This is a genomic window from Streptomyces sp. NPDC002057 (assembly GCF_040296665.1).
Lineage (GTDB): Bacteria > Actinomycetota > Actinomycetes > Streptomycetales > Streptomycetaceae > Streptomyces.
Genome location: NZ_JBEOXR010000067.1, coordinates 1 through 22,583, shown reverse-complemented (window position 1 = coordinate 22,583; position 22,583 = coordinate 1). Strand labels below are relative to the sequence as shown.

Here is a 22,583-nt window from a genome sequence, read left to right as displayed (position 1 = left end):
GTACGCTGCGAGGTCCGTCTTTCGCCCGGTGGGAGGTCCTTCCGCCCACCCGGTGGGAGCCCCTTCCGCTCTGCGCGTCGCCGTCCGTGTGCACCCGACTGCCGCGTGTGGCCGGAAGCGGTCTCCCGATGTCGCTGATACCCTGGTACCCCGTGGACCGGTGGGAAACGGCGAGAGCCGAGGACCCCGAAACCGCAGCGACGGCACCCCCCGATTCTTCCGGAGGGGACGCCGGTACGCACCTCCAGAACGCGACCACGGGAGCCCCCTCTTGGCGATGCCGCCCAAAACCACGACGACCAAGCACATCTTCGTCACCGGGGGTGTCGCCTCCTCCCTCGGCAAGGGCCTGACCGCCTCCAGCCTGGGTGCGCTCCTCAAGGCCCGGGGCCTTCGGGTCACGATGCAGAAGCTCGACCCGTACCTGAACGTCGACCCGGGCACGATGAACCCCTTCCAGCACGGTGAGGTGTTCGTCACCAACGACGGCGCCGAGACCGACCTGGACATCGGCCACTACGAGCGCTTCCTCGACGTCGACCTCGACGGCTCGGCCAACGTCACCACCGGCCAGGTCTACTCGCAGGTCATCGCCAAGGAGCGGCGCGGCGAGTACCTCGGTGACACCGTGCAGGTCATCCCGCACATCACCAACGAGATCAAGTCCCGGATCCGCCGCATGGCGGCCGACGACGTCGACGTCGTCATCACCGAGGTCGGCGGCACGGTCGGCGACATCGAGTCCCTGCCGTTCCTGGAGACCGTCCGCCAGGTCCGCCACGAGGTCGGCCGCGACAACGTCTTCGTCGTGCACATCTCGCTGCTGCCCTACATCGGCCCCTCCGGCGAGCTGAAGACCAAGCCGACCCAGCACTCCGTCGCCGCCCTGCGCAACATCGGCATCCAGCCCGACGCGATCGTGCTGCGCGCCGACCGCGAGGTCCCGACCGCCATCAAGCGCAAGATCTCGCTGATGTGCGACGTCGACGAGGCCGCCGTGGTCGCCGCCATCGACGCCAAGTCGATCTACGACATTCCGAAGGTGCTGCACACCGAGGGCCTCGACGCCTACGTCGTGCGCAAGCTCGACCTGCCGTTCCGCGACGTCGACTGGACGACCTGGGACGACCTGCTGGACCGGGTGCACAACCCCGATCACGAGGTCACGGTCGCGCTCGTCGGCAAGTACATCGACCTGCCCGACGCGTACCTCTCGATCACCGAGGCCATGCGGGCCGGCGGCTTCGCCAACAAGGCGCGGGTCAAGGTCAAGTGGGTCACCTCCGACGACTGCAAGACGGCGGCCGGCGCGAAGAAGCAGCTCGGCGACGTCGACGCGATCCTCATCCCCGGTGGCTTCGGCGACCGCGGTGTGAACGGCAAGATCGGCGCGATCCAGTACGCCCGAGAGAACAAGGTGCCGCTGCTCGGCATCTGCCTCGGCCTGCAGTGCATCGTCATCGAGGCCGCGCGGAACCTGGCGGACATCCCGGACGCCAACTCCACCGAGTTCGACCCGGCCACCGCGCACCCCGTCGTGTCGACGATGGAGGAGCAGCTGGCGTTCGTCGAGGGCGCGGGCGACCTGGGCGGAACGATGCGCCTGGGCCTGTACCCGGCGAAGCTCGCCGAGGGCTCGATCGTGCGTGAGGTCTACGACGACCAGCCGTACGTGGACGAGCGCCACCGTCACCGCTACGAGGTGAACAACTCCTACCGCGCGGAGCTGGAGAAGAAGGCCGGCCTGGTCTTCTCCGGCACCTCCCCGGACAACAAGCTCGTCGAGTACGTGGAGTACCCGCGCGAGATCCACCCCTACCTGGTCGCCACGCAGGCGCACCCGGAGCTGCGCTCGCGCCCGACGCGTCCGCACCCGCTCTTCGCGGGCCTGGTGAAGGCGGCCGTGGAGCGCAAGACGGGCAAGCCGGCGAAGTAGCCGACCTGTCGGTTCCTGGCGTTAACGTTGCCGGGGTACGGGCCCTCCAGGGCCGGTGCCCCGGCTTTCGTATGTGGCTCGTCAGGGGCTCGCATGCGGTTCGTCCGCGGTTCGTTCGTGGTTCGTGGTTCGTGGTTCGTTCGTGGTTCGTGTGGTTCGTACGGGAGGACACAGATGGAGTTGCAGGACACCCCGGAGGAGTGGCGGGTCGTCGCGACGACCACCCCGTTCCGGGGAAACAAGACGAGTGTCCGCACGGACGACGTGGTCATGCCGGACGGCACGGTCGCGCGCCGCGACTACCAGGTCCACCCCGGCTCGGTGGCCGTCCTGGCCCTCGACGAGCAGGACCGGGTCCTGCTGCTCAAGCAGTACCGGCACCCGGTGCGGCAGAAGCTCTGGGAGATCCCGGCCGGTCTCCTCGACGTGCCCGGTGAGAACCCGCTGCACGCCGCCCAGCGCGAGCTGTACGAGGAGGCGCACGTCAAGGCCGAGGACTGGCGGGTCCTGACCGACGTCTACACCACCCCCGGCGGGTGCGACGAGGCCGTACGGATCTTCCTCGCCCGCGGTCTCGCCGAGGCGGAGGGCGAGCGCTTCGAGGTCTCCGAGGAGGAGGCCGACATGGAACTCGCGCGGGTTCCGCTCGCGGACCTCGTCCGGGGGGTCCTCGCGGGAGAGCTGCACAACAACTGCCTGGTGGTGGGGGTGCTGTCGCTGGCGGCCGCGCGTGCGGGCGAGGGCCTGGACTCTCTTCGGCCGGCGGAGGCGCCCTGGCCGGCTCGGCCCTTCGAGGCGTAGGAGCCGGTCGCGCGGCCGGGGGTCAGGGCGGCGAGGCGGTGTGCGGGCCGCCCTCACCCCCGGCCTGTGGCGCGCGCCGGTTCCGCGGCGCGCGTCCGTCGGCCTTGTGCCTGCCGGTCGCGGGACGTGTGCCCTTCGGCCCTGTGCGTGTGCCCGCCGGTCGGGGGACGCGGGCACGTCGTTCCGGTGCCGGGCCCGTGGCTCGTCGAGTGGCGCCTCCATGAGGTGGTGTGACTATCTGTTGATCCGATCGGGGGATGTGTCCGCCCTGCTCCGCCGGGTGCGTGCCATGCGCTGAACTACGCTCGGAATCGCCCGTGCGGAGCCCCCCGCGGGATCGGCTCGTGCGCAGGTGGACGGGAGCGTGGCCCGTGACGGATCAGGCGGTGGCGACGGCCGGCAGCCGGCAGTTCTTCGGCCGGCAGCGGGAGTTGAAGGCCCTGCGCGCCGACATCGAGCGGACCGGTCTCGACACCCTCACCGGCCGCAAGGCCCCCCGCGCCCGGGTGCTGCTGATCGCCGGGAAGCCCGGCTCCGGACGTACCGCGCTCGCCGAGGAACTGGCCGCCGGACTGGCCGACCGGTACCCCGACGGGCTCTTCCGGGCCCGGCTCACCGAACCCGGCGGCGATCCCGTGCCGACCGCCCGGGTCGCCCAGGAACTCCTCGCCGCGCTCGGGGTCGCCGAACCCCCCGGTGCCGGCGAGGACGAGCTGACCGAACTGGTCCGTGGCGCCCTCGCCGAGCGCCGGGCCGTCCTGATCCTCGACGACGCCGTCGACGCCGAGCAGGCGGACCCGCTGATCCCCGACAACCCCGACTCCCTGGTGGTGGGCGTCGCCCGGGGACCGCTCACCGGCATCCCCGACGTACGGCCCTGCACCCTCGGCGGCCTCGACCCCAAGTCGGCCATCGAACTGCTCACCGTCTTCACCGGCTCCGTACGCATCACCGTCGACCCGCAGGCCGCCGAGACCCTCGTCGAGGAGTGCGGTGGACTGCCGAGCGCCGTCGTCCTCGCCGGCGGCTGGCTCTCCACCCGCCCCAAGGCCTCCGTCGCCGACCTGGCCAAGCGGCTCCGCGCGCTCAGCGGCGACCCGCTGACCCGCGCCTTCCTGCTCGCCCACGAGGCGCTGCCCGCGACCGCCGCCCGGATACTGCGATTCCTCGTGCTCGCCCCGCTCGGCCGGGCCGACGCCCACACCGCCTCGGCCCTGGCCGGCTGCTCGGTCTCGGCGGCCGCGACCACCCTCGCCGACTTCGCCGCCCTGGGGCTCGTCTCCGTGGGTGAGGACGGGCAGTACGAGGTGCCCGGCCATCTCGTCCCCCTGCTCCGCGTCCAGCTGGAGGAGCGCGACCGGCCCGCCGAGGTGCAGCTCGCGCGGGCCCGGATGCTGGAGCGGACCGTACGGCTCCTCCAGTCCTGCCGTGCGGTCACCGAACCCGAGGGCTCGCCCGCCCGCCGGAAGCTGGCCGGACTGCCGAGGGCCCTGCGCTTCCCCGACGAGGCCGCCGGGGCCGTCTGGCTGCGCACCCGGCAGTCCTTCCTCCTCGCCTCGGCCCGGCTCGCCGTCGCCGACGGGGAGCTCGACACCCTCGCCCGCCGCCTGGTCGCCTCCCTGGTGAGGGCGCTCGCCGCGCACCGGGGCGCGGAGGCGGCCGCGCCGGAGCTGTACGGCCTCCACCAGCTGGTCCTGGACGTGGCCGAGCGGCACGGGCTGCACCGGGAGCGGGCCGCCGCCCTGCTGAACCTGGCCGATCTGGATGCCCGCACCGGGAGGACGAAAGACGCTCTGCTGCGATATCGGTTGGCTTTGGATGCCGGACGCGCAGCAAATGACCCGTACGCGACCGGTCGGGCGATGGAATCCGTAGGTGGGTCCTATCAGGAGCTGGGGGACTGGCAGCGGGCCGGCGACTGGTACGGGAGGGCGCTCGCCCAGCGCCTCGACCGGGACGAGCGGGCCGACCAGGCCCGGCTCTACGCCCGCCTCGGCGCCGTACAGACCTACGCGGGCCGGTACGGCGAGGCGCTGCGGAACTGGCGGGCCGCCGCGGCCGGCTACCGGCGCCTCGACGATCTCCCGGGCCACGCGCGGGCGTTGAGCGAGGCGGCCCGGGTCCAGGAGTACGCCGGACGGCCCGAGGAGTCCCTGCGGACCTGCGAGGAGGCGGTGGAGTGGGCCCGGCGCGCCCAGGACACCCGGCTCCAGGCCGCCCTCCAGCTGAGGCTCGCCGACACCCTCGACCGGCTCGGCGATCCCGCCGCGGCCCGGCTGCACCGGGCCGCAGCCGACAGACTGCTGGAAACGGAATCATCCGCCTACGAAATCCGCAGTGTGTCGATCAAAGATTAGTACTTTGAAAGGCTAGACACCGGGAACTCCTTCATTAGACTGGGTGCGCCGCGTTCGAACGTGGTCTGCCCCGGTGCGCCGCAGTGCATCCGGGTATGTATCGCAGTGCCCCATGTATCCCCCCTGATTCAAGGACCGTGATCGACGATGAAGGTCGGCATCCCCCGCGAGGTCAAGAACAACGAGTTCCGCGTGGCCATCACCCCTGCGGGTGTCCACGAGCTCGTCCGCCACGGCCACCAGGTCTTCGTCGAGCAGAACGCCGGTGTCGGCTCCTCGATCACGGACGAGGAGTACATCGCCGCCGGCGCCCTGATCCTCCCCACCGCCGACGAGGTCTGGGCCATCGCGGACCTGCTGCTCAAGGTCAAGGAGCCGATCGCGGAGGAGTACCACCGCCTCCGCAAGGACCAGACGCTCTTCACCTACCTGCACCTCGCCGCCTCCAAGGAGTGCACGGACGCGCTCCTGGAGTCCGGCACCACCGCCATCGCGTACGAGACGGTCGAGACCGCGAACCGCGCCCTCCCGCTGCTCGCCCCGATGTCCGAGGTCGCGGGCCGCCTGGCCCCGCAGGTCGGCGCCTACCACCTGATGCGCTCGGCCGGCGGCCGCGGCGTCCTCCCCGGCGGCGTCCCCGGCACCCACGCCGGCAAGGCCGTCGTCATCGGTGGCGGCGTCTCCGGCTGGAACGCCACCCAGATCGCCGTCGGCATGGGCTTCCACGTGACCCTGCTCGACCGTGACATCAACAAGCTCCGCGAGGCCGACAAGATCTTCGGCACCAAGGTGCAGACGATCGTCTCCAACGCCTACGAGCTGGAGAAGGCCGTCATCGAGGCCGACCTCGTCATCGGCGCCGTCCTCATCCCGGGCGCCAAGGCCCCGAAGCTGGTCACCAACGAGCTCGTCGCCAAGATGAAGCCCGGAAGTGTCCTTGTCGACATTGCGATCGACCAGGGCGGCTGCTTCGAGGACTCGCACGCGACCACCCACGCCGAGCCGACCTTCCAGGTCCACAACTCGGTCTTCTACTGCGTCGCCAACATGCCGGGCGCGGTCCCGAACACCTCCACCTACGCCCTCACCAACGCCACGCTGCCCTACATCGTGTCGCTGGCGAACAACGGCTGGGTCGAGGCGCTGCGCCGCGACGCCGCCCTCGGTCTGGGTCTCAACACCCATGACGGCAAGGTGGTTTACAAGGAGGTCGCCGAGGCGCACGGTCTCGAGCACGTCGAGCTGAGCACCCTCCTGGCCTGACCCTCGCGGCACCGCCGTCAACGCGTGCCGTCAATGCCACGCACCCGGCCGGACCTTGTCGACAAGGTCCGGCCGGACGTGTGTCCGGACCTGGCGGAACGTTCGGTCAACTCGCCTCGAACGTAACCCTTTAACCGTTTCGCACACCCCTGAAACGTGTGGATGCATGCCTGCGCACCCTTGACAGAGAGGTGTTCGGTTGCCGACACATCGGGCCGGGTCCGGCGGATTGTGTTGCTGCGGAGCGGTGACACGCCATAGAGTCGCCAACCGTCGGCATGGTGCCACGCTGACCTATCGATAAATGTTCCTGGTGACATCCAAGGAGGTAAGACGACTTGTGAATGAGTCGACAATTACTCCCGGGAGCGGTGCGCCAGGTGCTCCGATCGGCTCCGTCGCGGTGCGGACCTTCGCGACGCACCAGCCCATGACGACAGCCCACACGATGAAGACGATGGACGGCCTACACGTGAACGCCACGGCCGGCAACGAGATGGGCCGAGAGTCCACCCACTTCGCCGCCTACGACGAGGTGCCCGAGGGGCACTTCTACGACCCCGACGCCGAGTACGAGCCCGACCCGGAGTACGCGGCCACCCTCGCACCCGACGCTGCCCGCCAGCGCCGCGAGCGGATCGGCCCCACCGGACGGCCCCTGCCGTACTTCCCGATCCCGGGTCCGCTGACCGACCACGGACCCGCGAAGATCATCGCGATGTGCAACCAGAAGGGCGGCGTCGGCAAGACCACGTCGACCATCAACCTGGGTGCCGCGCTCGCCGAGTACGGACGACGGGTGCTGCTCGTCGACTTCGACCCGCAGGGAGCCCTGTCGGTCGGCCTCGGCGTGAACCCGATGGAGCTCGACCTCACCGTCTACAACCTGCTCATGGAGCGGGGCATGTCGGCGGACGAGGTCCTCCTCAAGACCGCCGTACCCAACATGGACCTGCTGCCGAGCAACATCGACCTCTCGGCCGCCGAAGTCCAGCTGGTCAGCGAGGTCGCGCGCGAGTCGACGCTCCAGCGCGCCCTGAAGCCGCTGATGAACGACTACGACTACATCGTGATCGACTGCCAGCCCTCGCTCGGCCTGCTGACCGTGAACGCCCTGACGGCCGCTCACAAGGTCATCGTGCCGCTGGAATGCGAGTTCTTCGCGCTGCGCGGTGTCGCCCTGCTCACCGAGACCATCGAGAAGGTCCAGGAGCGGCTCAACCCCGAGCTGGAGCTCGACGGCATCCTCGCCACGATGTACGACTCCCGGACCGTGCACAGCCGTGAGGTCCTCGCGCGCGTCGTCGAGGCCTTCGACGACCACGTGTACCACACGGTCATCGGGCGGACCGTGCGCTTCCCGGAGACCACCGTCGCCGGCGAGCCCATCACCACGTACGCCTCCAACTCCGTGGGCGCCGCCGCCTACCGCCAGCTCGCCAGGGAGGTGCTCGCCCGGTGTCACGCCGAGTGAGTCTGCCCGGCGCCGACGAGCTCTTCCGTACGACCGGGGGGACGGCGCTCCAGTCGTCCGCACCCCGCCGGGCCGTCCCGGCACCGGCGGGTGAGAGCGACCCGTCGGCGGCCGAGAACTCCGCCGAGCACACGGCGGCGGAGTCCGAGGCCTCGGAACCCCGCGCGCGGGCTTCCGAGCCCGAGGGGGGCGCCCCGAAGGGCGCGCCCACCGCCGCGGTGCCCGCCCCGGCGGCACGGCGGCGCGGCGGGCGGGCCCCGAACCGGCGGCCCAGCGGCCGGGAGCGCCACGACGAGAAGATCACGGTCTACGTCTCCGCCGAGGAGCTCATGGACCTGGAGCACGCCCGACTCGTGCTCCGCGGCGAGCACGGTCTCGCCGTCGACCGGGGGAGAATCGTCCGGGAGGCCGTCGCGGTCGTCCTGGCGGACCTGGAGTCCCGCGGCGACGCGAGCATCCTCGTCCGCCGCCTGCGCGGCCGCTGACGGTAGCCTGCGGGCTGCCGCGCTCCCGTTCTCCCTGGACCTCCATGCACCACGCCTCAGACGAAACGTCCCGCCCACCACGCCGCCGCCTCCTGGGCCGCGGCCCGGGCGAGCCGGAGGCCACAGCGCCTCCGGCTGAGCGGGTGGGGGAGGCCGAGGGCGGCTCGGGGACCGCCGAGGAGCCCGGGGCCGGTGCCGCGACCGAAGCCGCGACCGGGGCCGTGGTCGGCGTCGAGGCCGGGCGTGAGGTCGGGAGCGGGCGGTTCACCGTGCGGCTCTCGAACTTCGAGGGGCCCTTCGACCTGCTGCTCCAGCTGATCACCAAGCACAAGCTCGACGTCACCGAGGTCGCCCTCTCCCAGGTCACCGACGAGTTCATGGCCCACCTGCGGGCCCTGGGGCCCGACGGGGACCTCGACCAGACCACCGAGTTCCTCGTCGTCGCCGCCACCCTGCTCGACCTCAAGGCCGCCCGGCTGCTGCCCGCCGCCGAGGTGGAGGACGAGGCCGACCTCGCCCTCCTGGAGGCCCGCGACCTGCTCTTCGCGCGGCTCCTCCAGTACCGGGCGTACAAGCGCATCGCGGCGATCTTCGAGGAGCGCTGGGAGGCCGAGGGCCGCCGCCATCCCCGTACCGTCGGACTCGAACCGCACCACGCCGAGCTGCTCCCCGAGGTCGTCATCTCCATCGGGGCCGAGGGCTTCGCCAGGCTGGCCGTCAAGGCCATGCGGCCCAGGGCCGAACCCCAGGTGTACGTCGACCACATCCACGCCCCGCTCGTCAGCGTCCGCGAGCAGGCCGCCGTGGTCGTCGCGCTGCTGAGGGAGCGCGGGTCCGCGCTCTTCCGGGAGCTGATCGAGGACGTCGGCGACGACACCCTCACCGTCGTCGCCCGCTTCCTCGCCCTCCTGGAGCTCTACCGGGAGAAGGCCGTCGCCCTCGACCAGGAGACCGCCCTGGGGGACCTCACGGTCTCCTGGACGGGCGGGGAGACGGACCCGTCCGGGGGCGTGACCGCCGAATTCGACCAGGAGGCATCCGCGTGAGCGACCTCAAGCCCGCCCTCGAAGCCGTCCTGATGGTCGTCGACGAGCCCGCCACCGAGGCGCACCTCGCCAAGGTCCTGGAGCGCACCCCCCGTGAGGTGGCCGACGCCCTGCGTGAGCTGGCGGACGAGTACACCGTCCAGGGCCGCGGTTTCGAGCTGCGACGGGTGGCCGGCGGCTGGCGCTACTACACCCGCGCCGAGCACGCCGCGGCCGTCGAGGCCTTCGTCCTGGAGGGGCAGCAGGCCCGGCTCACCCAGGCGGCCCTGGAGACCCTGGCGGTCGTCGCGTACCGCCAGCCGGTCAGCCGTTCCCGGGTCTCCGCGGTGCGCGGGGTCAACTGTGACGGGGTGATGCGGACCCTCCTGCAGCGGGGTCTGGTGGAGGAGACGGGCGCGGAACCCGAAACAGGTGCGATCCTGTACAGGACGACGAACTACTTCCTGGAGCGGATGGGCCTTCGCGGCCTGGACGAGCTCCCCGAGCTGGCACCCTTCCTCCCCGAGGCGGAGGCGGTCGAGCCGGACTCGCTGGAAGGGGTCCCGTCGTTCGATCCGGATGCACCGGATCGTGAGGACGACGACGACAAGACGGAAGTTTGATGCGAAGCAGCAGCGGCAGGAACAGCAGCGGAAACAACGGCGGGAGCCGTGGTGGCAACAGCGGCGGCCGCGGCGGCAGCAGCGGTGGCGGCCGTGGTGGCAGCGGCGCCGGCGGTGGCGGCGGTTACCGGGGCTCCGGTGGCGGCAGCGGCAGCGGTGGCGGCTCCCGGGGTGGCGGCGGCGGTGGCGGTGGCTACCGCGGCGGCAGCGGCTCCGGTGGCAGCGGCGGCGGTGGCGGCTACCGCGGTGGCGGCGGTGGCTACCAGGGCGGCGGCGGAGGCGGCTACCAGGGCGGTGGCGGCGGTGGCGGCTACCAGGGTGGCGGCGGCCGCGACGACCAGAAGCGTCCGAGCAACCCGCGCCGGCCTCGCCCCGAGGAGCGCTCCTACGACGTGAGCCCGCCCGCCGAGGCCCCGAAGAAGGGCCGCGGCTCCGCGGCCCGCGGCGGCGCCAAGGGCGGCCCCAAGGCCCCTCAGGGCGGCACCCCGCCCCGTCGTGGCCCGCACGGTCAGCGGCAGGCCCCCGCCCGCTCGCGCGAGCTCGACGCCAAGATCGAGCAGCGCAACCGGGAGCGGTACGAGAACCGGCCGGAGATCAAGACCCCGAAGACCTTCCCCGGCGCCGAGCAGGAGGGCGAGCGGCTGCAGAAGGTCCTCGCCCGGGCCGGCATGGGCTCGCGTCGCGCCTGCGAGGAGCTCATCGAGCAGGCCCGCGTCGAGGTCAACGGCGAGATCGTCCTGGAGCAGGGCAAGCGCGTCGACCCGGAGAAGGACGAGATCAAGGTGGACGGCCTGACCGTCGCCACCCAGTCGCACCTCTTCTTCGCGCTGAACAAGCCCGCCGGTGTCGTCTCCACCATGGAGGACCCGGACGGCCGCCAGTGCCTCGGCGACTACGTCAACAACCGTGAGACCCGTCTCTTCCACGTCGGCCGGCTCGACACGGAGACCGAGGGCATCATCCTGCTCACCAACCACGGCGAGCTGGCCCACCGCCTCACGCACCCGAAGTACGGCGTGAAGAAGACCTACCTGGCGGCCATCACCGGCCCGCTGCCCCGCGAGGTCGGCAAGCGGCTCAAGGACGGCATCCAGCTGGAGGACGGCTACGCCAAGGCCGACCACTTCCGCGTGGTCGAGCAGACCGGCAAGAACTACCTGGTCGAGGTCACGCTGCACGAGGGCCGCAAGCACATCGTGCGCCGCATGCTGGCCGAGGCGGGCTTCCCGGTCGAGAAGCTGGTCCGCACCGCGTTCGGCCCGATCGGCCTGGGCGACCAGAAGTCGGGCTGGCTGCGCCGGCTCACCAACACCGAGGTCGGCATGCTGATGAAGGAAGTCGGCATGTAAGGCCCCGCGCCTCCGCACGGAGAAGCCCGCGACCGTTCGCCGGTCGCGGGCTTCTCCGCGTCCCGGCCCGCCCCGGGGATCACCTCCGGGGTGTCCCGCCCCGGGAATTCGGGCTTGTGGCCGCACTCCACCGCCCTTTATAGTCAACATGACTCTTAAGGAGGCGGGCGTGAGCCTCGCAAGCATGCTCGAACCGCTGCAGCAGCCGCTCTTCACCGTCCTGGACACCCCGGTCAGCTGGACCGAGGTCCTGGGATTCGGCAGCGGGGCGCTCTGCGTCTGGCTCGTGGCCCGTCAGCACCTCGCCAACTGGCCCATCGGCATCGCCAACAACCTGTTCTTCGTCCTGCTCTTCACACAGGCGGGGCTCTACGCCGACGCCGGCCTCCAGATCGTCTTCATCACCCTCGCCGTGTACGGCTGGTGGACCTGGACCCACGGGGGTGGACCAGGCTCCGACGTCCTCCCGGTGCGCCGCACCACGCGCACCGAGTGGACCTGGCTGATCACGGCGGGGGTGGTGGGGATCCTCGCCCTGACCCTGCTCCTCGACCGCGCCACCGACTCGACCGTCCCCTTCTGGGACGCCCTGACGACCGGGCTCTCCCTCATGGCGACCTACGGCCAGTGCCGCAAGCGCCTGGAGTCCTGGTGGCTGTGGATCGCCGCCGACGTGGTCTACGTACCGCTCTACGCGTACAAGGAGCTGTACCTGACCTCCCTGCTGTACCTCGGCTTCATGGCGCTCTGCGTCCTCGGCCTGCGCGGCTGGACAAGGGACCTCGCCACCCGGCGCGACCTCCCGGTGGGAGCGGCGGCATGAAGCGCTACGGCCACGGCCTGGTCCTCGGCAAGTTCTATCCGCCGCACGCCGGCCACCACCATCTCGTCGAGACGGCCCTCGCCCGCTGCGAGCGCCTCACCGTCCTCGTCTGCGCCTCCTCCGTGGAGTCCGTCCCGCTCGACGAGCGCGTCGCCTGGATGCGCGAGATCCACCCCGACGCCCTCGTCGTGGGCGCCGTCGACGACATCCCCGTCGACCTCGGGGACCCGGGGATCTGGGACGCCCACATGGCCGTCTTCCGGGCCGCCGTGCCCGAGCGCGTCGACGCCGTCTTCACCTCGGAGCCGTACGGGGAGGAGCTCGCCCGCCGGTTCGGCGCCGAGTCCGTCCTCGTCGACCCCGAGCGCGGCCGCTTCCCCGTCTCCGGCACCGCCGTCCGCGCCGACCCGGTCGGCTGCTGGGACTTCCTGGAACCGCCCGTACGCTCCGCGCTCACCCGGCGCGTCGTCGTCCTCGGCGCGGAGTCCACCGGCACCACCACCATGGCCCTCGCCCTCGCCGACCACTACCGGCGGCGCGGCGGAGTCTGGGCCCGCACCCGGTACGTACCGGAGTACGGCCGCGAGTACAGCGAACTCAAGCTCGCCGAACTCCGCGCCGAACGCCCCGGCGCCGACTGGTCCGACGTCACCTTCCACTCCGCCGACTTCCCCGTCATCGCCCAGCGTCAGGCCGAACTGGAGGAGGAGGCGGCGCGCGACGGCTCACCCGTCCTCTTCTGCGACACCGACGCCTTCGCCACCACCATCTGGCACGAGCGGTACATGGGCACCACCAGCCCCGCCACCGGAGAGATCGCCGCCCACGGCCGACAGCACCTCTGGCTGCTCACCGACCACAGGGGCGTCGACTTCGAGGACGACGGACTCCGCGACGGGGAGCACCTGCGGCCCTGGATGACCGCGCGTTTCCTCACCCAGCTCGCCCACAGCGGCCGCCGCACGGCCGTCCTCACCGGCCCCCACGAGGAGCGCCTCGCGGCGGCGGTCGCCGCCGTGGACGGCCTCCTCGCCGAGGGCTGGCACCTCACCGACCCCCTGCCGGAGCGCCGATGACCGGACACCGGGTGCCCGAGGGCTACGACCCGTACGCCTTCGCACCGTTCGCCGTCACCGTCGACCTCGCCGTCCTCACCGTCCGCGAGGAAGCCCTCCACGTCCTGCTCGTCGAGCGCGGCCAGGAGCCGTACGCCGGTTCCTGGGCGCTCCCCGGCGGATTCGTGCTGCCCCGCGAGTCCGCCGAGCGGGCCGCCCGCCGCGAACTCGCCGAGGAGACCGGACTCTCCGAGGCCACCGTCGCCGGACTCCACCTCGAACAGCTCCGCACCTACACCGAGCCGGACCGCGACCCGAGGATGCGGGTCGTCTCGGTCGCCTTCACCGCGCTCGTACCGGACCCTCCCGAGCCCCGGGGCGGCGGCGACGCGGCCGAGGCGCGGTGGATGCCCTACGACACGGTCCGCGCACTCGCCTTCGACCACGACCGGATCCTCGCCGACGCCCACGAACGCGTCGGCGCCAAGCTGGAGTACACCTGCCTCGCGACCGCCTTCTGCCCGCCCGAGTTCACCCTCGGCGAGCTGCGGCAGGTCTACGAGACGGTCTGGGGCGTCGAACTCGACCGCCCCAACTTCCGGCGCAAGGTCCTCACCACGCCCGGCTTCGTCCAGGCCGTGGAAGGACCTCCGCGCCTCACCGGCGGACGGGGGAAACCGGCCGCTCTCTACCGGGCGGGCGAGGCCACGACCCTCCACCCGCCCCTCCTGCGACCGGAAGGACGATCCACGTGAACCACCCCCGCACCGCCACCAAACAGGCCGCGACCGGCTCCCTGATCGGGCTGGCGCTCGGCGACGCGCTGGGCTTCCCGACCGAGTTCAACGACGTGCCCGCGATCCTCGCCAAGGTCGGCCCCTGGCGGGAGATGCCCCTGCCCGTCCGCGGCGGGAAGGCCTACGTCACCGACGACACCCAGATGGCCCTCGCCTTCGCCCGGGGCATCCGCACCGCGATGGACCGCGGCGTGCTCGCCCCGCTCCGGCTCGCCCGGCCCGTCCGGGACGAGTTCGTCGACTGGTACCGGTCGCCGGAGAACAACCGGGCGCCCGGGCGCACCTGCATGGTCGCCTGTCAGCTCCTGACGCTCGACCGGCCCTGGCAGGACGCCAGCCAGATCCACTCCAAGGGCTGCGGCGCCAACATGCGGGTCACCCCCATCGGGCTCGTCCCCGGGCTCGACGACGAGCAGCGTGCGGGCGCCGCGCAGCTCCAGTCCGGCCTGACCCACGGTCACCCCACCGCGCTCGCCGCCTCCGACCTCACCGCCCGCGCCGTGTACCTGCTCGCCCAGGGCGTCGACCCGGCCGGCCTGGTCGGACAGCTCCGCTCGTACGCGTACGAGAACCGCGACCGCTACCACGAGCACTGGCTCGGCGACCTCTGGACCCGCTCCCAGGACCCCTCCGCCCTCTCCTTCATCCGGCGCGGCTGGGACGAGTGCCTGGCCGTCCTGGAGCGGCTGGACGCCGTCCAGCGCACGGCGGACCCGGAGCTCGACCCCTGTACGTACACCGGTGACGGCTGGATCGCGGAGGAGGCCCTCGCGACCGGCCTCCTCTGCTTCCTCCTCTTCCCCGGGGAGCCCCTCACCGCCCTGCGCCGCGCGGCCTGCACCCGGGGCGACTCCGACTCGATCGCCGCCCTCACTGGCGCCTTCGCCGGTGCCCACCTCGGCGCCGACGCCTGGCCCAAGGAGTGGGAGGAGTCGATCGAGTACCGGAGCGACCTGCTGACCCTCGGTGCGCTCTGGGACGCTTGACGCATGACGCTCTCCCTCGAGTCCGCCCTCGACGCCGACCTCACCGCCGTCGTGGCCGAACAGCCCGACCCCCTGCTCTTCGCGACGGTCTCCGGCGCGCACCTGTACGGATTCCCGTCCCGTGACTCGGACGTGGACCTGCGCGGCGCGCACCTGCTTCCGGTGGACGCCCTGATCGGGCTGCGCGAGCCGGAGGAGACCCGCAGCCGGATGTGGGACCGGGACGGCGTCGAGATGGACCTCGTCACCCACGACCTGCGGAAGTTCGTCCGGCTGATGCTGCGCCGCAACGGCTACGTCCTGGAGCAGCTCACCTCACCGCTGGTGGCGCACACCACCGAGACCCACGCCGAGCTGGTCTCGCTGGTGCCCGAGGTGCTCACCCATCACCACGCCCACCACTACCGGGGCTTCGCCGGGACGCAGTGGCGGCTCTTCGAGAGCAGCGGTGAACTCAAGCCGCTGCTCTACGCCTACCGGGCGCTGCTCACCGGCATCCATCTGATGCGGGCGGGGGAGGTGCTGGCCCATCTGCCGACCCTGGTCGGGGAGGTGGCCGAGGCGCCCGCCCGGCTGCCCGACCTCGTCGACGCGAAGGCGGCGGCCGAGCACGGGCCCGCGGAGGTGGTGGTCGAGGAGGTACGGGCCGAGGTGGAGGCCCTGCACGGGGTGCTCGACGAGGCCCAGGCCGCGTCCGGTCTGGGGGAGACGGCGGTACGCGCCCACGACCTGCTGCACGACCTCGTCGTACGGGCCCGGCTGACGCCCTAGAGCCCGGGGGAGCGGGTCGACGCCCGCTCGGGAGCGGGGCGCGGACTCAGCTCCCGCTCAGCAGCGAAGCCCGGCGCGCGCGGATCAGGAAGTCCTGCACGCGCGCGTGGTCCGGGGCCGCCGGGAGCGGGGTCCTGTCGTGGGCGCGGTCGGCCTCCTCCTGGAGGCGGTTCATCCAGGACTCGACCTCGGACCAGGACACCTCGCCGCGCTTGACCGCCAGGAGCCGTTCGCGCTCCTCGCCGACGTCGATCCGGAGCTCGCCCGAGCGCAGCAGGTCGCGGCAGCTCGTCAGGAGCCGCAGCAGGTGCATGGCGTGCTTCCAGCGGGGGTGGCCGTGCTGGCGCACGTCCGCGTCGAGCTTGCGGCGCTGCCCGCCGGCGTAGCGGACGAAGGTCTGGTGGGCCTGCCGGGACAGGAAGGCCCCGCGCAGCGAGACGAGTTCGCGGCCGAGGTCGTCGACGTGCTCGACCACGGGGGAGTGGAGGCACTCCAGGACGTTCGGGTTGTTGCGGAGCGCCAGCTCGCAGAACCGTTCCAGCTCCCAGCTGAACTGCTCCTCGCCCGGCCCCTCCACATGGGCCGGGGGCTTGTCGAAGTGCCAGAACAGGGGCGTCGGGGCGAGGTAGACGCCCCGGACGTCGGTGTCGCTGTCCTCGGTCGCGAGACCGAAGGCACGCGAGCCCATGACACAGGAGTAGATCGTGTGTGCGCGCACCAGCTCGTCCGGGGTCATGCGGGTCAGGCTACGCGAGGGTGATCGAGTCCCCCGAGACATTGATCCGCTCCGCCGGGAGCGGGCGGGTGGCCGGGCCCTTCGCCACCGAGCCGTCGGCGACGCGGAACCGGGAGCCGTGGCAGGGGCAGTCGATGGTGCCGTCCGCGACCTTGTTCACCAGGCAGCTCTGGTGGGTGCAGATCGCGGAGAACGCCTTGAACTCCCCGGCGGTGGGCTGGGTGACGACCACCTTCGCCTCCTTGAAGACCGTGCCGCCGCCGACCGGGATGTCCGTGGTCTTGGCCAGGGCCTCTCCGGCGGGGGACGCGGCCGTGCTCGTCGGGGCCGGGGTGCCGGTCTCCGCCGGTGTGCCGGTGCCGGTGGGTGCCGCCGGGGTGGCCGGGGCGCTGGAGGCCGTACCGGCGTCCCCGCCGCCGTCCGAGCCGCAGCCCGTCGTGAGGGCCGCGGCGGCGAGCAGGACGGTACGGCGGTTCGTGACGCGTGAAGTCATACGGCCAGCTTGGCGCCGGGCCGCCGCCAGGTCCGGCAACACGCCCTAGGTCGTCTCCGGAAAGTCCCGCCCGGCCCGGAGGGCGGACGGCGCTGCTCTCCGGGCACCCCCACTAGCCCCAGCGGCTCAGTTCCCTCGCACGGCCGTCCCCGTCCCGCAACACCTCCAGGACCGAGGTCACCGCCTCCCGCTCGACCGGTCCGTACACGTGCGGGAACAGCGTCCCGCCCGAACCCTCCCAGCGGACCTCCCCGGCCAGCCGGTCCTCGTCGATCACGAGCACCAGGAGCGGCCCCGCCACGTCCCGGTAGTGGGCGTCGGCGATCAGGAGGGCCGCCGCCTCGTCCGGCGAGCAGTGGACGAAGCCCTCGGCGGCGAGGGACGACGGGGCGTAGGGGGCATCGGGGGCGGCGGACCAGTCGGTCAGCGGTACGACGTGCAGCAACATGCCGACCTTTCTACCGCGCCGCCCCACCGCCCCGGCGCCTACCCCGAGTGGCGGAGCACCCCGGTACGGGTGACATTGGGCCTGATCCGAACCGGACGAAAGGCAGGACCATGGCGGGAAACGACCTCGGCAGTCTCCTCGGAGGCCTTCTCGGAGGCTCCGGCGGACAGAGCGGCGGCGGCGGAGCGGGCAACATCCTCGGCGCCCTGCTCGGGGCCCTCGGCGGAGCCAAGGGCACGAGCGGCGGCGACGGGACCAACCCGCTCGGCGGCCTCCTCGACATGCTCACCAAGTCGGGCCTCGTCGACCAGGCCCAGTCGTGGGTGGGCACCGGGGACAACAAGACGGTCAGCGGCGCCCAGATCGCCGAGGCACTCCCGGACGACACCCTCCAGAAGGTCGCCCAGGACGCCGGCGTCAGCCCGCAGGAGGCGGCCGACCAGATCGCGCAGTCCCTGCCGCAGGCCGTGGACAAGCTGACCCCGGGCGGATCGGTGCCCCAGGGCTCCCTGGAGGACATCATCCGCCAGCAGCGGCTCTGACCGCCCCCGCGCGCCCGCCCTCCGTCTCGGAGGGCGGGCGCCGCGACGCACCGCCCCCACCGCTGACTAGGCTGAACGGAGCACTGACGCAGGCGAAGGAGCACGACGTGGCGGTACGAGCGGTCCGAGGCGCCGTCCAGCTGGAGCGGGACGAGGCCGGACACATGAGCGAGCGGGTCGAGGAGTTGCTCTCCGCCGTCCTCGAACGCAACGGGCTCGGCGCCGACGACCTCATCAGCATCTGGTTCACGGCCACCCCCGACCTCCACAGCGACTTCCCCGCCGCCGCGGCCCGCCGCATCGGCATCGTCGACGTCCCCCTGATCTGCGCGCAGGAACTCGACATCGAGGGCGCCATGCCGAGGGTCGTCCGGCTCCTCGCCCACGTGGAGACCGAGCTGCCCAAGTCCCGGATCGCGCACGTCTACCTCGGCGCCGCGGCCGCCCTGCGCAAGGACATCGCCCAGTGAGAACAGCGCTCGTCATCGGCACCGGACTGATCGGCACCTCCGCCGCGATCGCCCTCGCGGGCCGGGGCGTCACCGTCCACCTGCGCGACCACGACCCGGTGCGCGCCCGCACGGCGGCCGCGCTCGGCGCGGGCACCGACGAGGCACCCGGCGGCCCCGTGGACCTCGTCATCGTCGCCGTGCCCCCGGCGCACGTGGCCACCACCCTCGCCGAGGCCATGGGGGCCGGGCTCGGCCGCGGCTACCTGGACGTGGCCAGCGTCAAGGGCGGCCCCAAGCGGGAGCTGGAGGCGCTGGGCCTCGACCTCACCGCGTACATCGGCACCCACCCCATGTCCGGCAAGGAACGCTCGGGCCCGCTCGCGGCCACCGCCGACCTCTTCGAGGGGCGGCCCTGGGTCCTCACACCGACCCGCGACACCGACACCGAGGTCCTCAACCTCGCCCTGGAGCTCGTCGCGCTCTGCCGGGCCGTCCCCGTCGTCATGGACGCCGACGCCCACGACCGGGCGGTCGCCCTGGTCTCCCACACCCCGCAGCTGGTGTCGTCGATGGTCGCCGCCCGCCTGGAGGAGGCCGACGAGTCCGCCGTACGCCTCTGCGGGCAGGGCATCCGCGACGTCACCCGGATCGCCGCGTCCGACCCGCGCATGTGGGTGGAGATCCTCTCCGCCAACCCCGGCCCCGTCGCCGACGTCCTCTCCGGCGTCGCCGCCGACCTCGACGAGACCGTGCGCGCCCTGCGCTCCCTGCAGTCCGCCGACGAGGACAAGCGGCGGGACGGCGCCTCGGGCGTCGAGGACGTCCTGCGCCGCGGCAACGCCGGCCGCTCCCGTGTCCCCGGCAAGCACGGTGCCGCCCCCACGGTCTACGAGACCGTCGCCGTCCTCATCAGCGACCAGCCGGGCGAGCTGGCCCGCATCTTCGCCGACGCGGGTCGCGCGGGGGTCAACATCGAGGACGTCCGCATCGAGCACGCGACCGGGCAGCAGGCGGGTCTGGTCCAGCTGATGGTGGAGCCCTCGGCGGCCCCGGTCCTCGGCGCGGCCCTGCAGGAGCGGGGCTGGGCGCTGCGTACCAGCTGACGCGTCCCTCCCGCGGTGATGGTGGGGCGCCGGGTACGCGCCGGCGCCTCTGCGCCCCGCGGTGGTGGCGGAGCGCCGCCCACTGGGCCGAAAGGGTGCCGGGGACTCGGTAACCTTGTGGAGGTCCCCGCATCCGCGCCGGGTCCCGCCACTCACCCAGGAAGGTGTTCCCACCGTGGAATCCGTGATCGTCGCCATCGACGGGCCCTCCGGCACGGGCAAGTCCAGCACCTCGAAGGCGGTCGCCGCCAAGCTGGGGCTGAGCTACCTCGACACCGGCGCCCAGTACCGGGCGATCACCTGGTGGATGATCAGCAACGGCGTGGACGTCACCGACGCGGAGGCCGTGGCCAACGCCGCCGGCAAGCCGGTCATCGTCTCCGGCACGGACCCGGCCCGGCCCACGATCACCGTCGACGGAGCGGACGCCGCCGGCCCCATCCGTACCGAGGAGGTCACCTCCAGGGTCAGCGCCGTCAGCGCCGTCCCCGAGGTGCGGGCGCTCATCACCGAGCTCCAGCGGACCATCGCCAGGAGCTCCGAGGTCGGCATCGTCGTCGAGGGCCGGGACATCGGCACCACCGTCCTGCCCGACGCCGACCTGAAGATCTTCCTCACCGCCTCGCCCGAGGCCCGTGCCGCCCGCCGCTCCGGCGAGCTCAAGGGCGCCGACGTGCACGCGACGAAGGAGGCCCTGATCAAGCGGGACGCGGCCGACTCCAGCCGCAAGACCTCCCCGCTCGCCAAGGCCGACGACGCCGTCGAGGTCGACACCACCGACCTCACCCTGGACCAGGTCATCGAGTGCGTCGTCACCCTGGTGGACGAGAAGAGGGCGGCCGTCAAGTGACCGTGCCCTCCCAGAGGGGCGCCGCCGTCGGCAGACGCATCGGCATCGGGCTGATGTACGGCTTCTGGAAGCCGCGCGTGCTCGGCGCCTGGCGGGTGCCGGCCTCCGGCCCCGTCATCTTCGCCGTCAACCACGCGCACAACATCGACGGCCCCATGCTCATGGGCACCGCCCCGCGTCCCGTGCACTTCCTCATCAAGAAGGAGGCGTTCGTCGGACCGCTCGGCAGCTTCCTGGAAGGCATCGGGCAGCTCAAGGTGGACCGCCACAGCACGGACCGCAAGGCGATAGGCGACGCCCTGGGCGTCCTGCAGCAGGGCGGCGTCCTCGGGATCTTCCCCGAGGGCACCCGCGGGGACGGCGACTTCGCCTCGCTCCGCGCGGGCCTGGCCTACTTCGCCGTCCGCAGCGGCGCGCGGATCGTCCCGGTCGCCGTCCTGGGAAGCACCGAGCGCCGAGGACGGTTGGTGAAGGCACTGCCTCCGCTGCGCGGACGTGTCGACGTCGTCTTCGGCGACGCCTTCGAGGCGGGGGACGGCTCCGGCCGGCGCACCCGCAAGGCGCTCGACGAGGCCACCGTACGGATCCAGGGGAAGCTCACCGACCACCTGGAAAACGCCAGGCGCCTCACCGGGCGCTGAGCGAGACTCTCAGTAGTGGGCCCCGCGGCCCGGGGACCCACCGACCACGAATGATCAAGGAACGGACTTCATGAACGACCAGCACGACCACGGGGCACTTGGCGACGCCGAGTACGCGGAGTTCATGGAGCTCGCCTCCGAAGAGGGCTTCGACGCCGAAGAGGTCGAGGGCGCGATCGAGGAGGCCGGCCACGGCCCCCTCCCCGTCCTCGCCGTCGTCGGCCGTCCGAACGTCGGCAAGTCGACCCTGGTGAACCGCATCATCGGCCGCCGCGAGGCCGTCGTCGAGGACAAGCCGGGCGTCACCCGCGACCGCGTCACCTACGAGGCCGAATGGGCCGGGCGCCGCTTCAAGATCGTCGACACCGGCGGCTGGGAGCAGGACGTCCTCGGCATCGACGCCTCCGTCGCCGCCCAGGCCGAGTTCGCCATCGAGGCCGCCGACGCCTGCCTCTTCGTCGTGGACGCCACCGTCGGCGCCACCGACACCGACGAGGCCGTCGTCAGGCTGCTCCGCCGCGCCGGGAAGCCCGTCGTCCTCGCGGCCAACAAGGTCGACGGCCAGTCCGGCGAGGCCGACGCCTCCATGCTCTGGTCCCTGGGCCTCGGCGAGCCGTTCCCCGTCTCGTCGCTGCACGGCCGCGGCACCGGTGACCTCCTCGACGAGGTCCTCAGCAAGCTCCCCGAGGCCCCCGAGCAGCGCTTCGGCAACGCCGTCGGCGGCCCGCGCCGCATCGCCCTCATCGGCCGCCCGAACGTCGGCAAGTCCTCCCTCCTGAACAAGGTGGCCAACGAGGACCGCGTCGTCGTCAACGAGCTGGCCGGCACCACCCGCGACCCCGTCGACGAGCTCATCGAGCTCGGCGGCGTGACGTGGAAGTTCGTCGACACCGCCGGCATCCGCAAGAAGGTCCACCTCCAGGAGGGCGCGGACTACTACGCCTCCCTGCGGACGGCCGCCGCCGTCGAGAAGGCCGAGGTGGCCGTCATCCTCATCGACACCACCGACAACATCTCGGTCCAGGACCAGCGCATCATCACGATGGCGGTCGAGTCGGGCCGCGCCATCGTCATCGCCTACAACAAGTGGGACGAGCTCGACGAGGAGCGCCGCTACTACCTCGAGCGCGAGATCGAGACCGAGATGCAGCAGGTCGCCTGGGCGCCCCGGGTCAACGTCTCCGCCAAGACCGGCCGCCACATGGAGAAGCTGGTCCCGGCCATCGAGACCGCCCTCGCCGGCTGGGAGACCCGCGTCCCCACCGGCCGGCTCAACGCCTTCCTCGGTGAGATCGTCGCGGCCCACCCGCACCCGATCCGCGGCGGCAAGCAGCCCCGCATCCTCTTCGGCACCCAGGCGGGCACCAAGCCGCCCCGGTTCGTGCTCTTCGCCTCGGGCTTCCTGGAGGCCGGCTACCGCCGCTTCATCGAGCGCCGTCTCCGCGAGGAGTTCGGTTTCGAGGGCACCCCGATCCACATCTCGGTGCGCGTGCGCGAGAAGCGCGGCCGCAAGAAGTAACACCGTGTGACACCCCTGCGGTGACCACACGGCGGAGGGCCGGGGCGCGATGTG

23 protein-coding genes are annotated in these 22,583 nt (G+C 72.2%); 20 read left to right on the top strand and 3 right to left on the bottom strand.

What is annotated here, in order from left to right:
* Positions 1 to 277 precede the first annotated feature (277 nt).
* From pyrG to ABT129_RS34085, 14 genes are all read left to right on the top strand, one after another.
* Positions 278 to 1,936 carry a CTP synthase gene (pyrG, locus tag ABT129_RS34150; RefSeq protein WP_351909426.1) on the top strand — a complete coding sequence of 553 codons (1,659 nt, stop codon included), beginning with the start codon at positions 278 to 280 and terminating at the stop codon, positions 1,934 to 1,936.
* A gap of 174 nt (positions 1,937 to 2,110) precedes the next feature.
* Positions 2,111 to 2,737, top strand: coding sequence for an NUDIX domain-containing protein (locus ABT129_RS34145; protein ID WP_351909425.1), 627 nt, complete (start codon positions 2,111 to 2,113; stop codon positions 2,735 to 2,737).
* A 371-nt stretch (positions 2,738 to 3,108) separates the two neighbouring features.
* Positions 3,109 to 5,094, top strand: coding sequence for an AAA family ATPase (locus ABT129_RS34140; protein WP_351909424.1), 1,986 nt, complete (start codon positions 3,109 to 3,111; stop codon positions 5,092 to 5,094).
* A 147-nt stretch (positions 5,095 to 5,241) separates the two neighbouring features.
* A complete protein-coding gene (gene ald, locus ABT129_RS34135) occupies positions 5,242 to 6,357 on the top strand; it encodes an alanine dehydrogenase (RefSeq protein WP_351909422.1) in 1,116 nt (371 codons plus the stop codon).
* Between the two features lie 448 nt (positions 6,358 to 6,805).
* A complete protein-coding gene (locus ABT129_RS34130; RefSeq protein ID WP_030212665.1) occupies positions 6,806 to 7,831 on the top strand; it encodes a ParA family protein in 1,026 nt (341 codons plus the stop codon).
* Entirely contained in the window at positions 7,828 to 8,316 is a 489-nt protein-coding gene (locus ABT129_RS34125; protein ID WP_502981997.1) for a hypothetical protein, read from the top strand. The genes ABT129_RS34130 and ABT129_RS34125 overlap by 4 nt, the downstream gene beginning before the upstream one ends.
* Complete coding sequence (locus ABT129_RS34120; protein WP_502981996.1) at positions 8,313 to 9,362, top strand: segregation and condensation protein A; 1,050 nt, start codon at positions 8,313 to 8,315, stop codon at positions 9,360 to 9,362. Before ABT129_RS34125 ends, ABT129_RS34120 begins: the two co-directional genes overlap by 4 nt.
* A gap of 32 nt (positions 9,363 to 9,394) precedes the next feature.
* Entirely contained in the window at positions 9,395 to 9,964 is a 570-nt protein-coding gene (gene scpB / locus ABT129_RS34115; RefSeq protein WP_351909454.1) for an SMC-Scp complex subunit ScpB, read from the top strand.
* Positions 9,964 to 11,313 carry a pseudouridine synthase gene (locus tag ABT129_RS34110; RefSeq protein WP_351909416.1) on the top strand — a complete coding sequence of 450 codons (1,350 nt, stop codon included), beginning with the start codon at positions 9,964 to 9,966 and terminating at the stop codon, positions 11,311 to 11,313. Before scpB ends, ABT129_RS34110 begins: the two co-directional genes overlap by 1 nt.
* Before the next feature lie 169 nt (positions 11,314 to 11,482).
* Entirely contained in the window at positions 11,483 to 12,136 is a 654-nt protein-coding gene (gene pnuC / locus ABT129_RS34105) for a nicotinamide riboside transporter PnuC (protein WP_351909414.1), read from the top strand.
* The gene (locus ABT129_RS34100) at positions 12,133 to 13,212 is read left to right on the top strand and encodes an AAA family ATPase (protein WP_351909412.1); all 1,080 of its coding nucleotides are present in this window, start codon (positions 12,133 to 12,135) and stop codon (positions 13,210 to 13,212) included. The genes pnuC and ABT129_RS34100 overlap by 4 nt, the downstream gene beginning before the upstream one ends.
* Positions 13,209 to 13,946 carry an NUDIX hydrolase gene (locus ABT129_RS34095; RefSeq protein ID WP_351909410.1) on the top strand — a complete coding sequence of 246 codons (738 nt, stop codon included), beginning with the start codon at positions 13,209 to 13,211 and terminating at the stop codon, positions 13,944 to 13,946. Before ABT129_RS34100 ends, ABT129_RS34095 begins: the two co-directional genes overlap by 4 nt.
* Complete coding sequence (locus ABT129_RS34090) at positions 13,943 to 14,974, top strand: ADP-ribosylglycohydrolase family protein (protein WP_351909408.1); 1,032 nt, start codon at positions 13,943 to 13,945, stop codon at positions 14,972 to 14,974. Before ABT129_RS34095 ends, ABT129_RS34090 begins: the two co-directional genes overlap by 4 nt.
* Positions 14,975 to 14,977: 3 nt before the next feature.
* Complete coding sequence (locus tag ABT129_RS34085) at positions 14,978 to 15,745, top strand: nucleotidyltransferase domain-containing protein (protein WP_351909406.1); 768 nt, start codon at positions 14,978 to 14,980, stop codon at positions 15,743 to 15,745.
* A gap of 46 nt (positions 15,746 to 15,791) precedes the next feature.
* Here the strand turns inward: ABT129_RS34085 and ABT129_RS34080 are convergent, their stop codons facing one another.
* The 3 genes from ABT129_RS34080 to ABT129_RS34070 form a co-directional block, all read right to left on the bottom strand.
* Positions 15,792 to 16,481, bottom strand: coding sequence for a nucleotidyltransferase domain-containing protein (locus tag ABT129_RS34080; RefSeq protein ID WP_351909404.1), 690 nt, complete (start codon positions 16,479 to 16,481; stop codon positions 15,792 to 15,794).
* A 10-nt stretch (positions 16,482 to 16,491) separates the two neighbouring features.
* Positions 16,492 to 16,974 (bottom strand): Rieske (2Fe-2S) protein, encoded by a 483-nt coding sequence (locus ABT129_RS34075; RefSeq protein WP_351909402.1) that lies wholly within the window; start codon positions 16,972 to 16,974, stop codon positions 16,492 to 16,494.
* A 112-nt stretch (positions 16,975 to 17,086) separates the two neighbouring features.
* A complete protein-coding gene (locus ABT129_RS34070; RefSeq protein WP_351909400.1) occupies positions 17,087 to 17,422 on the bottom strand; it encodes a DUF952 domain-containing protein in 336 nt (111 codons plus the stop codon).
* 47 nt (positions 17,423 to 17,469) lie between these two features.
* On the opposite strand from ABT129_RS34070, the gene ABT129_RS34065 reads away from it, so the two are divergent.
* From ABT129_RS34065 to der, 6 genes are all read left to right on the top strand, one after another.
* Positions 17,470 to 17,964, top strand: a complete 495-nt coding sequence (locus ABT129_RS34065; RefSeq protein WP_502981994.1) for a YidB family protein — start codon at positions 17,470 to 17,472, stop codon at positions 17,962 to 17,964.
* Between the two features lie 107 nt (positions 17,965 to 18,071).
* Positions 18,072 to 18,434 carry a chorismate mutase gene (gene aroH / locus ABT129_RS34060; RefSeq protein WP_351909396.1) on the top strand — a complete coding sequence of 121 codons (363 nt, stop codon included), beginning with the start codon at positions 18,072 to 18,074 and terminating at the stop codon, positions 18,432 to 18,434.
* Positions 18,431 to 19,519: a prephenate dehydrogenase gene (locus ABT129_RS34055; protein ID WP_351909394.1), complete on the top strand. Its 1,089-nt coding sequence runs from the start codon at positions 18,431 to 18,433 to the stop codon at positions 19,517 to 19,519. Before aroH ends, ABT129_RS34055 begins: the two co-directional genes overlap by 4 nt.
* 175 nt (positions 19,520 to 19,694) lie before the next feature.
* Positions 19,695 to 20,369: a (d)CMP kinase gene (cmk, locus tag ABT129_RS34050; protein WP_351909392.1), complete on the top strand. Its 675-nt coding sequence runs from the start codon at positions 19,695 to 19,697 to the stop codon at positions 20,367 to 20,369.
* Positions 20,366 to 21,010, top strand: a complete 645-nt coding sequence (locus ABT129_RS34045) for a lysophospholipid acyltransferase family protein (protein ID WP_351909390.1) — start codon at positions 20,366 to 20,368, stop codon at positions 21,008 to 21,010. The genes cmk and ABT129_RS34045 overlap by 4 nt, the downstream gene beginning before the upstream one ends.
* A gap of 70 nt (positions 21,011 to 21,080) precedes the next feature.
* The gene (der, locus tag ABT129_RS34040; protein WP_351909388.1) at positions 21,081 to 22,529 is read left to right on the top strand and encodes a ribosome biogenesis GTPase Der; all 1,449 of its coding nucleotides are present in this window, start codon (positions 21,081 to 21,083) and stop codon (positions 22,527 to 22,529) included.
* Positions 22,530 to 22,583 lie beyond the last annotated feature (54 nt).

What these genes read in the sequence shown, in the direction of transcription:
- pyrG (WP_351909426.1), top strand. Translation starts at nt 278, where the DNA reads ATGCCGCCCAAAACCACGACGACCAAGCACATCTTCGTCACCGGGGGT.
- ABT129_RS34145 (WP_351909425.1), top strand. Translation starts at nt 2,111, where the DNA reads ATGGAGTTGCAGGACACCCCGGAGGAGTGGCGGGTCGTCGCGACGACC.
- ald (WP_351909422.1), top strand. Translation starts at nt 5,242, where the DNA reads ATGAAGGTCGGCATCCCCCGCGAGGTCAAGAACAACGAGTTCCGCGTG.
- ABT129_RS34130 (WP_030212665.1), top strand. Translation starts at nt 6,806, where the DNA reads ATGAAGACGATGGACGGCCTACACGTGAACGCCACGGCCGGCAACGAG.
- scpB (WP_351909454.1), top strand. Translation starts at nt 9,395, where the DNA reads ATGGTCGTCGACGAGCCCGCCACCGAGGCGCACCTCGCCAAGGTCCTG.
- ABT129_RS34110 (WP_351909416.1), top strand. Translation starts at nt 9,964, where the DNA reads ATGCGAAGCAGCAGCGGCAGGAACAGCAGCGGAAACAACGGCGGGAGC.
- ABT129_RS34100 (WP_351909412.1), top strand. Translation starts at nt 12,133, where the DNA reads ATGAAGCGCTACGGCCACGGCCTGGTCCTCGGCAAGTTCTATCCGCCG.
- ABT129_RS34095 (WP_351909410.1), top strand. Translation starts at nt 13,209, where the DNA reads ATGACCGGACACCGGGTGCCCGAGGGCTACGACCCGTACGCCTTCGCA.
- ABT129_RS34085 (WP_351909406.1), top strand. Translation starts at nt 14,978, where the DNA reads ATGACGCTCTCCCTCGAGTCCGCCCTCGACGCCGACCTCACCGCCGTC.
- ABT129_RS34080 (WP_351909404.1), bottom strand. Translation starts at nt 16,481, where the DNA reads ATGACCCCGGACGAGCTGGTGCGCGCACACACGATCTACTCCTGTGTC.
- ABT129_RS34075 (WP_351909402.1), bottom strand. Translation starts at nt 16,974, where the DNA reads ATGACTTCACGCGTCACGAACCGCCGTACCGTCCTGCTCGCCGCCGCG.
- ABT129_RS34070 (WP_351909400.1), bottom strand. Translation starts at nt 17,422, where the DNA reads ATGTTGCTGCACGTCGTACCGCTGACCGACTGGTCCGCCGCCCCCGAT.
- der (WP_351909388.1), top strand. Translation starts at nt 21,081, where the DNA reads ATGAACGACCAGCACGACCACGGGGCACTTGGCGACGCCGAGTACGCG.